The sequence below is a fragment of the Dendronalium sp. ChiSLP03b genome (assembly GCF_034531165.2).
Classification (GTDB): domain Bacteria; phylum Cyanobacteriota; class Cyanobacteriia; order Cyanobacteriales; family Nostocaceae; genus Dendronalium; species Dendronalium minutum.
Window position 1 is genome coordinate 24206 of sequence record NZ_JAVRBR020000083.1, and the last position, 14533, is coordinate 38738.

The window sequence follows — 14533 nt, forward strand, 5'->3', positions numbered from 1 at the left end:
TTAACATTTTTAACCACAGATAAATATAGAGAGTTATTCATATCTGCGGTTTGATAACTAATTGAAAGTCTAAAATTTTATATGTCAGATGCTAATTTTACCGCTACTGTGCCTCCAGAATCTCTCCAATCAAAATTATCTCAGTCATCGTCGATTTCTTCTCTGCGGGAAAAAATTGTCGAAATTCGCAATGGTTTACGTCCCGGACAACAGCAAATGGCTGACTGGGACTCCGGACCACTGGCTGTTTCTGCCGTTCCTGGGGCTGGGAAATCCACAGGTATGGCAGCCGCGGCGGCAATTGCGATCGCTCGACAGTATGATTCCCCTGAGTCGAGGCCGTCTTCTCGTCGTCAAATTGTAGTTGTTACCTTTACTCGTTCCGCTGCTGCCAATATTAAAGCGAAGATTCGTAAATATTTACGAGAGGATTTATCTCTACCGCAAACTGGTTTTGCTGTTTATACTTTGCACGGTTTGGCATTGAACATTGCCAGCCGCCACCCTGACTTATCAGGTTTACAGTTAGAGAATGTCACATTAATTACGCCAAGCCAAAGCCATCGTTTTATTCGCACAGCAGTAGAGCAATGGATTGCTAATAATCCTGGTCAGTATTTACGTTTCCTCGAAGGTCAACAATTTGACGGAGAAGAGACAGAAAGATTGCGTCGCCAATCAGTGCTGCGGACAGAAGTATTGCCAGAATTGGCTACTACAGTCATTCACGAAGCCAAAAGTTCTGGTATACCGCCAGAAAAACTGCGGGAATGGAGTCAACAAACCACAGACGCATATGCAATTTTGAGTGTAGCAGCGGGATTGTACGAGCAATATCAGAACTTAATGCGATCGCGTGACTTCATCGACTATGACGATATGATTTTAGCTGCCCTACGCGTTCTCGAAAACGACAGCGCTCGTCGTAGCGAGCAAAACCAAGTTTTCGCCGTCTTTGAAGACGAAGCTCAAGATTCTAGTCCCCTACAGACCCGGCTTTTGGAAATTTTGGCGAGTGACGCAGAAGAAAACGCGGGGACGCAGGGACGCGGGGACGCGGAGACATTTTCCCTCTCTGAGTCTCCGCGTCTTCCCATCTTTGCGTCTCTAATTAATTTAGTACGCGTTGGCGACCCTAACCAGGCGATTAACTCGACGTTTACGCCAGCCGATCCGATTTATTTTCGGCAATTTTGTGAAGAGTGCGATCGCGTTGAACGATTGGCGACAATGGATCGAGCTGGTCGCAGCACCAGGATTATCATCGAAGCTGCTAATTTTGCTCTTAAATGGATTAATAGTCAGTGGGCAGTAGGGGCGACCAACAACGGACAACTCAAAACTGACAACCGACAAATGCCATTTCGCTTACAGACTATCCGCTCTGTTAATAGTGGCGATCCCCAAAAAGATGCTAATCCCGCGCCAGTGGCAAGGGGACTAGAACTATATACTCCCCGCGACATTAATCAGACAGTTGAATTGTTATCCCAAAGGGTAATCGAATTATTTGCCGAAGACCCAAGTAATACTCGTGCAGCGGTTTTAGTGCGGGAAAATCGCCAAGGTAGGTGGTTGGCAGAAGCTCTGACACCTGTGTGCAAAGAGCATAATATTATACTTTATGATGTGGGAGAACGCGATCGCCGCTCCCATGTCCCACAGGAAATTTTGGCACTTCTGCAATTTTGCGATCGCCCTCACTCGCCTGATTACCTCAAAGCTGCTCTAGAAGCATTGGTACAGCGACAGTTAATTCCTACCCAAGACCTCAACGCCCTTGCTAGTCTGCCAGAAGATTTTTTATATCCTGGCCCATTAGCAGCACCACAACCAGAACCAGTACAAAAAGCTTCTCACTTGTGTCGCAGTTTACTCCGCGCTCGATTAGAACTGCCTCTGTACCAATTAATTTCCTTTCTCGCCTTAGCTTTAAATTACGACCAAGCAGAATTAGCAACTGCTGACAAACTTGCAGAAAGAGTCAACCAACAAATAGCTGGCAACAGTTCTATGGGGGCAATACTATCAGTTTTAAGTGAAATCGTGAGTTCCGAACGGTTTGAACCTGTAGAAACAGAGGATTTAGAGGCGCGTTACACTCGTGCGGGACAACTGACCATTATTACCATGCACAAAGCTAAAGGGTTAGATTGGGACTATGTATTTATTCCCTTTCTCCACGAAAACTTGATTCCTGGTAAATTTTGGGTTCCTCCCCAAAGTCAGTTTTTAGGCAACTTTACCTTATCAGAAGTGGCTCGCGCCCAAATTCGTGCTGCTCTCCACGGTGAATCAGGCATACCAGACGTAGAACAAGCTTGGGAGGTGGCAAAAAACTTGAAAACTGCTGAGGAATATCGTTTACTTTACGTTGCTATGACAAGGGCAAAGCGGTTGTTATGGATATCTGCGGCCCAAAAAGCACCCTTTACTTGGAACAAACCCGATAATTTACAAGAACAAGCGCCTTGTCCTGTATTTCCAGCATTAAAGCGCCAGTTTCCTGAATGTGTGGTGAATTCAGCGGCAATACCTAAACAATTTGTTTGAACTTCGGCTATGCTTACGGATATTTTTTACTACAGATGCCGAATGCATAAAATGTCGCAGTTGAATTTACTTATTAGGCGTGGATTGTCCCCATACTCACTGGCTGCAACAACCCTTGGTGCAATTCTGACACTTCCTATACTGCCTAGTCCAGTTCCTGCCCAGTCTACCGATGGCGATCGTCCAACTCCCTTAGCTGAGATTAACTTGACTGGTAATGTGGATAAAGATAATCAGAGTGAGTACTTCTATAGCTTTATAGCCGATCCGGGTGAAATTACTGTTAGGCTTGATATTCAACCGAATAATGCTAATGTTCTGGTCGGGGTTGACTTATTTAATAGTGAGACTAAACAACTCTTATCCTTCGAGGTTCCAGCTTATAACTCCACAAGCGTGCGAGAAATTCAACGAGTTCAGATCGACCGCAAACAGCCTATTTTTATCAGGATCGGCCGCAAACAATCTAACGGTTCAGCTACCTATCGCGTTCGGATCGCAGGAGCTGTGCAACCAGCCAATAGTCAGCAGGGAACTACAACGGGTTCAGCGTCATCTTTAAATTTGCCTAGTCAGGGAATGCTCCGCCTAGAAATGGATGACGGTAGTATCCAAGAAATCAACCTCAATCGCATCCGTAGGGCAACCGTCAGGCAATAATCTTCAATGTTAAGGTACGACGGCATGAAATTAATTAATAAGCTATCTCCTCTATTCAACAACGCCCTTAAGTCTCATAAAGGCGTTGTCTTGACGCTAGCGTTAGCAAGCCTACTATCCTATGGCGGACTCACTGAGAACAAATCTGCTGCGGCTGTTCCTGGTACTGGCATTACTCAATTATCCCAAAGACCCCAGACGCAATCAAATAATTTACCCAGACCGATCGCGAATCAGATTTTACGGGATGCGTCCAAGCGTTCCGGTGTACCCAGGCGGGAAGTAAAGATTACCCAAGTCACAGCGAAAACCTTTGGAAATCCTTGTGAGTTCAATTTTGGGGAAATTTGCACCAAGGAATACAACCCCATTGAAGGCTGGGAAGTAGTTGTGCGAGTCCGCCAAAATTCTTGGACTTACCATGTGAATAAATCTGGAACGCAAATCGTTTTAGATCCCAAGGTAAGTACTTCACAGACATTGCCAAGAGCGATCGCCAATGCAATTTTGAGTGATGCTTCTAAACGTTCTGGTGTAACAATTAATAATTTGAAAATTACTCAAGCCACAGCGAAAACCTTTGGAAATCTTTGTATTTTTAACTTTGGGGAAGTTTGTACAAGAGAATACAGACCGATCGAAGGCTGGGAAGTAGTTGTACGAGTCCGCCAAAATTCTTGGACTTACCATGTGAATAAATCTGGCACCCAAATTGTTTTAGATCCCAAGGTCAAGATTTAATTTTTCTGATACCAAATTGGGATTCGATGTCATCTCCCTAGTTTATTAGATAACAAAATATAAACCCGCTGTTGCCAGCGAGTTTGTCAACTGATTAGGGTTCGAGCAAAACCTACACCTAATTTTTCATCACCGCATCTAACAACACGCCAGCACCAAAACGCACTACATCGGTACAGGGTAGGCCAGTTTCTACTATTGTTTGGGCGATCGCTTCTTGAGCCGCAAATTCATCTAGATGAGCGGTGTTAAGTGCTATACCCACTACAGGTACATAGCTAAAGGCTCCACCTGCACTGGCAACAGTTTCATAAAGACCGATCACCTTTGATAAAGGGGGAATTGCTACATGAGGATAATTACGCACATGATTTTGTCCTGCCCGATGTACTAATACCAGTTGGGTTGGTTGCGAACCACGAATTAAGGGTAGAGTTGCCGTTGAACCCGGATGCAGCAGCGAACCTTGTCCTTCAATGTGCAGGATGTCATAGTTTTTGCCATAGCGTGTTACCGTCTGTTCTACAGCACCAGCGGCAAAGTCTACCCGTACTGCATCTAAGGCCAAACCGTCGCCTTCTAACATCACACCAGTTTGACCTGTGGCCACAAATTTAGAACGCCAGCCCCGCAGTCGTGATGCCCAATGTAACTCTAGGCTAGTTGACATTTTGCCAATCGCCATGTCGGTTCCCACAGTCAACACCCGCCGACAGGGAAGGGTGCGTGCCATTCCAGTAGCCACACCTAAATTAGCGGGTTCTTTCCGCACATCCCAAATTAATTGCCCTGGTTTCAGCAGTGCATTTAACTCGGGGATATTTGCTAATGGTGTGTGCAAACCGTTCACTAAAGACATCCCTGCATCTAGGGCAGTTTTAATTTCCAGCCAATAATCATCTGGGATAGCACCACCTTGCGGGGCAATGCCAATTACTAAGACTTCAGGTTTGTATTCCAGCGCTGCTGCTACCGATGCCACAATCGGCACATCACGCTTAATACCTGTGAGTTCGCTTAAGGATCTGCCCGGACACTCGCGATCTATGGCTACTACTATCTGGGCTTCACTGTAGCGTAAAAGTGCCAGCCCTGTTTTGCCATGAGCTCCACTAATTCCTTCATGCAGTAGGATGGCTACTCGTTGATTAAGCGGCAGACGCACTGTATTGCACCCCCAAACCAGGTAAATCGTTAGGCAAAACTCTCCCTTCTTGTACTAATGCACCCGTAAAGGGGTCATCGGTTAAGTTGAGGTGACTATCTAAATCTAAATAATCAGCCAGTGGTGACAGATGTGCCGCTGCTGTATTGGAAAGCGAGCTGTCGGAATAGCAGCCGAACATCACCTGCAACCCATAGGCTCGTGCTGTATGTACCATTCGCATTGCCTCGGTTAAGCCCCCTGATTTCATGAGTTTGATATTGATACCATCCACGTAGTTTGCTAGATGAGGAATATCGGAGCTGGTAAAGCAACTTTCATCTACAAAGATTGGTAGCGGTGAATGCTCCTTGAGTTTTGCTAAACTCTTTTCTTGTCCCCGTAGCAGTGGCTGTTCTACATACTTTATACCTAAATCGGCCAGCCAACTGCATATTTCAATAGCATCTGACAAACTCCAACCCCCGTTTGCATCAACGAACAATTCTCGATTCTGTGCTTCTTCTTGCACTGCTAATAGCATTTTCCGATCTGCTTCTATACCGTCCGGATTACCTAACTTCACCTTGAACAGGCGAACATCAATATGTTGTAACCAGTCTCTTACCCTTGCCCTTGCCACTTCTGGCGAATTAATGCCAATTGTTACCGAAGTCGGCACTATGACATTGCGATCGAGTCCCCACACCTGCCACAGAGGTAATCCCACACGCTTACCTAGCCAATCATGCATTGCTATATCGAGCGCTGCCCTAACAGCCGAAGGAACCTGCTCTTTGATTAATACTTGCTCAATTTGCTGGCGTTGCAAGGGGCTAAACGTTTTTAACACTGGCACGAGTTGCTGCAAGCAGTTTTTGATTGTATCAGTTGATTGCGAATGATTGCCAACCCCAAATGGCGACGCTTCACCCCAGCCTTCTAGGCCATCGTGCAAAATCCTCACCCATACATTCGTTGTCTGCGCCGTTGTGCCGCGACTAATGGTCAAGGGAAATCGCTTGTTAACCGTAAATAGATTTACTTCAACTTGCATAAGTATGCTCAATCTTTGGCTAGAGCAAAAACAGTGTAAGTTCCAATTCTAGATTATCTGAGGTATCTGTTATACTTTTTTACATTCATATTTTTTCGCCAAAATATTTAGCTGCATTGCATTTGCCAATTCATCTATGAATAACTTAAAAAAATGGAAAACATTAAAATCAAAAATGGTTTTAAATCATCGATGGTGTCAGGTTAGACAAGATGAGATAGAATTACCTAATGGTAAAGTAGTAGACGATTACTTTGTCAGTATTAGACAAGAAGTCGCACTAATTTTACCTATCACCAACAACAAAGAAATAATTTTCGTCCGTCAATACAGACATGCAGTAGGAGATTTTTTCATAGAACTACCTGCTGGTAATTTTGATCCTTTACAAGAGAATCCTGAAGTAGCAGCTGTTAGAGAATTACAAGAAGAAACTGGTTATACTGCCCAACAAGTGAAAAAAATTGCAACGCTATATGATAAGCCGAGCAAAGATACTAATCAAATACATTTATTTTTAGCAGAGAATGTCATAAAGACTGAAGAACAAAACCTAGATATCACAGAAGAAATTGAAGTTGTATTAATTCCTGTAGAATCAGTTTTAGATAAAGTCATCAAAGGTGAAATATCTGTTGCAGGTACTGTTGCGGCTCTCTTGTTAGGTTTAAAATTTATTACATATTAATAATCAATTCAGAAGATATTTTAAAAGGACTTTTACTGTCATCCTTCTTTTGGGACTTCGGGAAATAAAAATAGAGAGAAGATTAACTAGCAATAGAGAAACGAATTGGATAAGCTCGAAAAACTTCATCAATTGAATTAAATTAAGAAAACTGTGTTTCATCTCAGTAATCTGGAATACATCTAACCAAGGTAGTAGCAAATGGAAGAAGAGATAAGGCTAAATAATTAGTCTCAAGTTATTAAGAAAACTTTTCCATGTCATGCCAGCTTTCCACTCTCGATGTTGACTAAATTAAGCAAAGGAAGTGGCAGCGCCAGATGCCACTGCTTCACACCTACAGTCTAAGCAGTTTTTTTTCGCACATCCACTACGATGCGCGTTAGCTTAAAAGAGCGCAAGTAAAATTTGTGTGACCAAGCAAGTATTTATAGCTTGACAAAAATTATATATCCTGCACCTAGGCTATAAAAACAATCAAAATATGAACCAGGTAGATTATTTGCGAATTAGCTTAATCGATCGCTGCAATTTTCGTTGTCAATACTGTATGCCAGAGGGGGCAGAGTTAGACTATATCCTCAAGCAACAATTATTGACTGACGAGGAATTGCTCACTCTAATTCAAGAAGTATTTATTCCCGTTGGCTTTACTCGGTTTCGTTTGACTGGTGGTGAACCTCTACTGCGTCCTCGGGTGGTGGAGTTAGTACGAGCGATCGCTTCCCTTCCCCAAACTCAAGACCTCTCAATGACGACCAACGGGTTTTTACTAGCCCCAATAGCGCAAAATCTTTACGATGCGGGTTTGCGGCGGATTAATATCAGCCTAGACTCTCTCGATGTAGACACCTTTGATCGAATCATTGGTAATCGCGGTCGTCCCCGTTGGCAACAAGTTTGGGATGGAATTCAAGCTGCTCATCGTGTCGGATTTGACCCCTTGAAGCTGAATGTGGTGGTTATTCCCGGCGTTAACGACCATGAAATTCTTGATTTAGCCGCCCTGACAATCGACAGACAATGGCACGTCCGGTTTATTGAGTTTATGCCTATTGGCAATGGAGAATTATTTGGCGATCGCGGTTGGGTATCTTCAGCAGAGTTACGGGAACGCATCCGCGATCGCTGGGGCTTGACAGAGTCCCAAGTTCGTGGAGCCGGACCTGCTGATGTATTTCAAATTCCAGAAGCAAAAGGAACACTGGGATTTATCAGTCAGATGTCGGAGTGTTTTTGCGATCGCTGTAACCGGATGCGCTTGAGTGCCGATGGCTGGCTGCGTCCCTGTTTATTAAATGAAACTGGTCAAATTAATTTAAAAACTGCTCTCCGTGATGGTATCAGCATCACTCAATTACAAGAGCAAGTCAGACATTTATTGGCAATCAAGCCAGAAATTAACTTCAAAGGGCGCGACTCAGGTACTTTAGGCGCATACACTCGTACTATGTCGCAAATCGGTGGATGAAAATAGTGGTGAGTTATGAGTTATGAGTTAAAGATTCTAACTCCTAACTCTTAACTCCTAACTCCTAACTCTTAAGCTTGACGTGAGTAGTATTCCACCACAAGTAGTTCGTTAACTTGCAGTGCCACCCATTCGCGCTCAATGACGCTGTTAACTTTGCCAACCAACTTGTTTTTGTCAAACTCCAGATGACTGGGGAGGTTAGCCAGACCGGGATATTGCAAATTAGTTTCTACCAACTTCCGCGATTGTTCTCTGTCTCTGACAGCAATTACTTCACCAGGACGAACCTGGTAGCTGGCAATATTCACTACACGACCATTAACCGTCACATGACCGTGATTCACTAGCTGGCGAGCCGCTGGTATTGTGGGAGCCATACCCAAGCGGAAAACAGTATTATCCAAACGCATTTCTAGCAGTTGCAGCAGCACTTGTCCGGTGGAACCAGTTACACGTCTAGCTCTACGTACATAGCGCAGCAGTTGTTTTTCGGTCAGACCGTAGTTGAAACGGAGCTTTTGCTTTTCCTCTAGACGGATAGCATACTCGGAGCGTTTCTTGCGGTTTTGACCATGCTGGCCAGGCGGATAAGCGCGTCTGGCGCTTTTACGAGTTAATCCTGGTAAGTCGCCCAAGCGACGTACAATTCTGAGGCGTGGCCCTCGATATCGGGACATGAGTTTCCTTAATCTAATCCTGTTTAAACTTTACCCAGACATACTATTATAAATACCTGCTAATGATAATTGCCAAAAATCTTAAATTTAATCATCAGAACTTTATCTTAGGGCAATTTCATTTAAGTGGTGAGAAATTCGTGGACGCTCTTAAAATTCATTAGTCAACTGAAATTTCCTGTTTTGCAGAAGAGTTACTGCATATTTGAGTTAGCATAACTTTGGGTGTTTGGAGAAGGGCAAATGTGCAAAACAGAAATCGGCAGAGGTGTAACACCACAAAGCAATTTTGCTTCCAGGATGTTCACAAATAAAGTAATTCGGCTAACAGTACCAATTCTAACTGTAGCTGGATGGTTGGCAGCGATCGCCCCCGTTCTGGCTATCACCGCCTCCTACAGCAATGATTATCGTGTCTGTGCAGGTCGAATCTTGCGGGAGGAAGAGGGTGTAACGCAACAATCAGTATCACAAGCTTGTGCCCAAGCATTGCGTCCGAGGGAACTGGCTGACTGTGTGGTTAACATTAAGAAGAATACGAAAATAGTTGCTGCGGATGCCCTTGCTTACTGTAGCGAAGCCCGCCGTCCTAGAGATTATGGCATTTGTGTGGTTGGTATCAGTAACAATACTGAAGAAGCATTTAATCCAGCAACTTTAGATTACTGCCGTCGCAGTTTGTTGCCCGTGCGTTTTGCTCAATGTGTCGTAGGCTTACGTAGTGAAATCAAAGACCTGCCACCTACTCAAGCGCTAGATACTTGTATTGATGGTAGCGATCGCATTGGTGGTCTTCCGGCTTCATCTACATTATTGCCAACTCAACGCTCCACGGAATTTAGTCCAACTTTCGAGACTAGCCCAATTCCTGCGAATCCAGGCAGTAATTATTAGATTCTCACTATAAACTCTTGTTAAATAGAGAAGCAGGAGGTAGGAATTATTCTCCTTGTCCCCGCGTTTCCCTGCTCTCCTGCTCCTCCGATTCTTACCCCTAACGCGTCTAAATTTCACTGCGTTCCACTCGCAATGACATAGTGTGAATTAATTATGCCGTTGTACTTAGCAGATGGGAATGCTACAAAAATTGTGGGAGTTGTTCGTTCAAAGCGCCCCACAGGCAGCGATCGCCACCTGTTACTGATGTAGAGAAACTTTTATAATGAAAAGTACCCTGACAGCTAAAACCGAATCCTCAATAGTGCTTTTAAGCCTGCTTGAAAGCGTGGTTCTGGGCTTTTATGGTTACTACATTGGTGAAGTGGTTCTCGCCACTATCCCGTTCAGAAGATTATCTAATAAGACCAGCCCAGGTCAGGGATCTAATTATGATTTAACCCTAGAGTTCAGATTAATTCTAGGCAATTTTGATGTGTGAAAATTTATGCCATGTAGAAATTTGCACCATTTTTAGTGTTTCTAGCCTGTAAGTGTGGAGCAAAGAGTTTCTCAGAAGTGAAACGTGTAACTTTGGCATTCACCAGCCGGAAATCCTAGCTGACACGATAATCTCAATCGTTAGCTTGAAAATAAAAGTATTTATGCGGGCAATTCTTGAGTTGTAGCCAACTGATTAATTAACTAATCTCCAACAACTGCTAAAAAACTAGTAGCAGCTTTACAAGAGAATATCTGAGAATTTTTATAACTAAAATCAGATAACTCAAATGATTCAAACTATACCAATTAATTCAATTCGCTGCTAGACTCTCCTTACCTCCTCTGTGTTTTTTGAACGAACGATAGACCCTTAGCCACCCTATGGGCATCTAAATCCATACGGAAGTATGTTACTCTGCGGTTCAATAATCCTGAATTCTCCCTCGTCACGAGTTGAGAATCATGATTTAATTGATACACTTTTACTTCATTAGCCCAGTTAACCAGCGCCTATGGTACATGTTAAGCGCGTGGAACTTACCAACTTCAAGTCCTTCGGCGGCACTACCCAAGTCCCTTTGCTACCTGGGTTTACTGTCATATCTGGGCCAAATGGTTCCGGTAAATCTAATATTCTAGATGCACTGCTATTTTGCCTAGGACTCGCCAGTTCCAAGGGAATGCGAGCCGATCGCTTACCGGATTTGGTAAACAACACCCAAACCGCTAAAGGACGTTCCGCTATCGAAGCTAGCGTCACGGTAACGTTTGATTTGTCAGATGTCAGTAGTCAGTTGTCAGTTGTCAGTAGCAATGAAGATCTAACGCAAAATGACGACCAAACTGAACAACACTCAGCAGTCAACGGCCATCAGCCAACAGTTACAGAATGGAGTGTAACTAGGAAACTTCGAGTTACACACCAGGGAACTTATACATCAAATTACTATATTAACGGTGCGGCTTGTACGCTCACGGAGTTACATGAGGAACTCAATAATCTGCGGATTTATCCGGAAGGCTACAACGTGGTGCTGCAAGGGGATGTCACTAGCATTATCTCGATGAATGCTAAAGAACGTCGAGAAATCATTGATGAGTTGGCAGGTGTGGCGGCGTACGATCGCAAGATTAATCAGGCAAAAGATACTTTAGATGAGGTGAAAGAGAAGGAAGATAGCTGTCGGATTATTGAGACAGAATTAACCGCACAGCGCGATCGCCTTTCTCAAGACCGAGCAAAAGCGGAGAAATACCAAAAGCTTCGCACGGAATTTCTTGCCAAACAATCTTGGGAAGCAGTTTTATCATGGCGTTCCTTGCAAGCACAGCAAGAAAAGTTAGCGACTGATATTCAAACTGGCGATCGCACTTCTGGCGAACTCACTACCCAACTCACAACCCTGAATGCGGAAATTGTCCAAAAAACTGCCGAATTGGAACAACTTAATGCCCATGTCAAAGCCTTGGGAGAAGAGGAACTTTTGGCGGTACAAGCTACTCTCGCTACCCAAGAAGCGGAACGCAAACAACTCCAGCGTCAGCAGACAGAATTAACAACAGTTTCCCAAGACACTGCCAAGGGTCTGGTTCAAACTCAGCAAGAGATTCAACAACAACAGCATTCTTTAGGCGAGATTGCTCAAACACAGGTCGTAGAACGCCAATCTATCGTCTACTGTGAACGGCAGAGGGATGAGGCGCGACAAGCGCTCTTAAATTCGCGCGAAGCAGCAGCAGAAATTGCCTCTGCTTCCGAAGCGTGGGTGCAGCAGCAAACGGCATTCAACCGTCAAATCGAGACTTTGCTGCAAACTCTCGAACCACAACGTACAGAACATGCCCAACTTAGAGAACGTAATAACCAACTCCAAGAACTTATACAAGATCAAACCCAGCTAATTGCCACTTTAGAACCTCAATTAGCAGAAAAACAAGCTGAATTTTGTCGCGTTGAAACGGAATTTAACGCATCTAGCGAACCCATCCAAAACTTAGCTCAAAATCTTTCAGCTACAGAACAAGAACTGCAAATCCAACAAGAAACCCAAAAGCGTCTTTCGCAAGAACTACGAGAAAAACAGCGACAGTTGGATAAAATAGAAGCGCAAGCTCAAGCACAGCAGGAAGTGCAAGGTACTCAAGCTAGTAAAGTCATTCTGCAATCGGGAATGCCTGGTGTTTGTGGCTTAGTTGTGCAGTTAGGACGAGTGGAACCCCGCTTTCAACTGGCTTTGGAAATTGCTGCTGGCGGGCGTTTAGGACATTTAGTGGTGGAAGATGACGGTATTGCCGCAGCGGGGATTGAACTGCTCAAACAAAAACGCGCTGGGAGAGCAACTTTTTTACCGCTAAATAAAATTCATGCTCCGAAATTTACTCAAGATGCAACGCTGCGTTTGGCTAACGGATTTATTAACTATGCTGTTAACTTAATCGATTGCGATCGCCGCTATAAAGATGTATTTAGTTACGTTTTTGGTAACACTGTAGTATTTGCCAACCTGGAGGCGGCGCGGAAAAATTTAGGACTCTATCGCATCGTCACCTTGGACGGAGAATTGTTGGAAACCAGTGGCGCGATGACTGGTGGTAGCAACAATCAGCGTTCGGCGTTACGGTTTGGCAATGCGGAAGCGGCGGAATCTGATGAAGCCATAGCTTTAAGAAATCGCTTGGTTGACATTGAGCGGATTTTAGAGCGTTGTACTGAGGCGATCGCTTCTTTGTCTGCCAAGACAAAACAACTAACGCAAGAACTAACAGAAACACGACAGGCGCGGCGAGAACAGCAGTTACAGTTAGAGCAGTTGCAGAAAGACATTAAAAGTCTCACAGCACAGTTGGAGGGGACGCGATCGCAACTCTCCCAAAACAGCGAAAAATTCGCCACAGCTCAATCCCGTTTGGAAGTTTTGGATCGGGAATTACCAGGGCAAGAAACTCAGTTGCAACAATTGCGACATGCTTTAGCAGAGTTAGAAGCCTCCCAAACTCCTAGTGAATGGCAACAAATTCAGGCAACAATTAAAAGCCAAGAGCAAGAATTACAACAACGTGAGACAGCGTTACGAGAGGCAGAGCAAAGATTAAAAAATTTAGAAAATCAACATCAGCGGCTACAAGAGAGAATCCAAGAAGCAGAAGAGCGAATTGCCCAATATCATCATCAGCAAGAGAAACAGCAAAATCAAATAACTGCCCTCAGCACCCAGCACGCAGCACTCAGCACTCAAATTGCTGAAACCCGGACTAAGTTGAGTGAAATGGAACAGAGTTTGGGAGAAGAAAAACAAAAACGCGACGCTACAGAACAGGAAGTGCGATCGCATCTTCTACGCCAGCAACAATTGGAATGGGAACTGCAAAAACTTCAAGAAACTCAGATGAAGCGACGCGAAGAACTAGTCACTTTGCAAAGCCAGTTGCGGGATGTCGGAGCAGAATTGCCAGACCCCTTGCCAGAAGTTCCAGATAAAGTAGACTTGGAAGAATTGCAAAAAGAATTGCGATCGCTTAGCAAACGCTTGCAGGCAATGGAACCCGTAAATATGCTGGCGTTGGAAGAATACGAACGCACTCAAAACCGCCTCCAGGAACTCTCCCAAAAATTGCAAACGCTAGAAGCGGAACGCACCGAATTACTTTTGCGGATTGAAAACTTTACTACATTACGACAACTTGCCTTTAAAGAAGCTTTCGATGCTGTCAATGAAAACTTTCAGTCCATCTTTGCCATACTTTCCGACGGCGACGGCTACCTGCAACTCGAAAATCCCGAAGATCCCTTTAGCAGTGGACTAAATTTAGTCGCGCACCCTAAAGGTAAACCCGTACAGCGCCTAGCTTCCATGTCCGGGGGAGAAAAATCACTCACAGCCTTGAGCTTTATCTTTGCCTTACAACGGTACCGTCCGTCGCCATTTTATGCATTTGACGAAGTAGACATGTTTTTGGATGGAGCAAACGTAGAACGATTAGCTAGAATGATCAAACAACAGGCACAACAAGCGCAATTTATAGTTGTGAGTTTGCGTCGTCCGATGATAGAATCAGCCGAACGCACAATTGGCGTTACTCAAGCCAGAGGAGCCTATACCCAAGTTTTGGGTATTAAGTTACAATCATCCAATACATCTGCTTGAGTTTTTGTTAATAA

The 14533-nt window shown here is 44.2% G+C and carries 11 protein-coding genes; 8 read left to right on the forward strand and 3 right to left on the reverse strand.

The annotated features are described in order from the left end of the window. The first annotated feature begins 81 nt into the window (after positions 1-81). The 3 genes from RMY31_RS19980 to RMY31_RS19990 are packed head-to-tail and all read left to right on the forward strand — an operon-like array spanning position 82 to position 3954. Complete coding sequence (locus RMY31_RS19980; protein WP_322658388.1) at positions 82-2553, forward strand: ATP-dependent helicase; 2472 nt, start codon at positions 82-84, stop codon at positions 2551-2553. A 42-nt stretch (positions 2554-2595) separates the two neighbouring features. Beyond that, complete coding sequence (locus RMY31_RS19985) at positions 2596-3213, forward strand: hypothetical protein (protein ID WP_409878108.1); 618 nt, start codon at positions 2596-2598, stop codon at positions 3211-3213. Between the two features lie 24 nt (positions 3214-3237). Then, positions 3238-3954: a hypothetical protein gene (locus tag RMY31_RS19990; protein WP_409878109.1), complete on the forward strand. Its 717-nt coding sequence runs from the start codon at positions 3238-3240 to the stop codon at positions 3952-3954. Positions 3955-4072: 118 nt separating this feature from the next. Here the strand turns inward: RMY31_RS19990 and RMY31_RS19995 are convergent, their stop codons facing one another. Together RMY31_RS19995 and RMY31_RS20000 are read right to left on the reverse strand one after the other, a co-directional pair. After that, positions 4073-5119 carry a DUF1611 domain-containing protein gene (locus RMY31_RS19995; RefSeq protein ID WP_322658391.1) on the reverse strand — a complete coding sequence of 349 codons (1047 nt, stop codon included), beginning with the start codon at positions 5117-5119 and terminating at the stop codon, positions 4073-4075. After that, complete coding sequence (locus RMY31_RS20000; protein WP_322658392.1) at positions 5103-6155, reverse strand: dipeptide epimerase; 1053 nt, start codon at positions 6153-6155, stop codon at positions 5103-5105. Before RMY31_RS20000 ends, RMY31_RS19995 begins: the two co-directional genes overlap by 17 nt. Before the next feature lie 136 nt (positions 6156-6291). On the opposite strand from RMY31_RS20000, the gene RMY31_RS20005 reads away from it, so the two are divergent. Both RMY31_RS20005 and moaA read left to right on the forward strand, forming a co-directional pair. Beyond that, positions 6292-6843 carry an NUDIX hydrolase gene (locus RMY31_RS20005; protein ID WP_322658393.1) on the forward strand — a complete coding sequence of 184 codons (552 nt, stop codon included), beginning with the start codon at positions 6292-6294 and terminating at the stop codon, positions 6841-6843. A gap of 484 nt (positions 6844-7327) precedes the next feature. Next, complete coding sequence (gene moaA, locus RMY31_RS20010) at positions 7328-8314, forward strand: GTP 3',8-cyclase MoaA (protein WP_322658394.1); 987 nt, start codon at positions 7328-7330, stop codon at positions 8312-8314. 71 nt (positions 8315-8385) lie between these two features. On the opposite strand, the gene rpsD is transcribed toward moaA, so the two are convergent. Beyond that, complete coding sequence (gene rpsD / locus RMY31_RS20015; protein WP_322658395.1) at positions 8386-8994, reverse strand: 30S ribosomal protein S4; 609 nt, start codon at positions 8992-8994, stop codon at positions 8386-8388. A 243-nt stretch (positions 8995-9237) separates the two neighbouring features. Between rpsD and RMY31_RS20020 the strand changes: the two genes are divergently transcribed. From RMY31_RS20020 to smc, 3 genes are all read left to right on the forward strand, one after another. Further along, positions 9238-9888 carry a hypothetical protein gene (locus RMY31_RS20020; protein WP_322658396.1) on the forward strand — a complete coding sequence of 217 codons (651 nt, stop codon included), beginning with the start codon at positions 9238-9240 and terminating at the stop codon, positions 9886-9888. Between the two features lie 268 nt (positions 9889-10156). Next, positions 10157-10372 carry a hypothetical protein gene (locus RMY31_RS20025; protein WP_322658397.1) on the forward strand — a complete coding sequence of 72 codons (216 nt, stop codon included), beginning with the start codon at positions 10157-10159 and terminating at the stop codon, positions 10370-10372. A gap of 514 nt (positions 10373-10886) precedes the next feature. Next, entirely contained in the window at positions 10887-14519 is a 3633-nt protein-coding gene (gene smc / locus RMY31_RS20030) for a chromosome segregation protein SMC (protein WP_409878110.1), read from the forward strand. Positions 14520-14533: the final 14 nt, after the last annotated feature.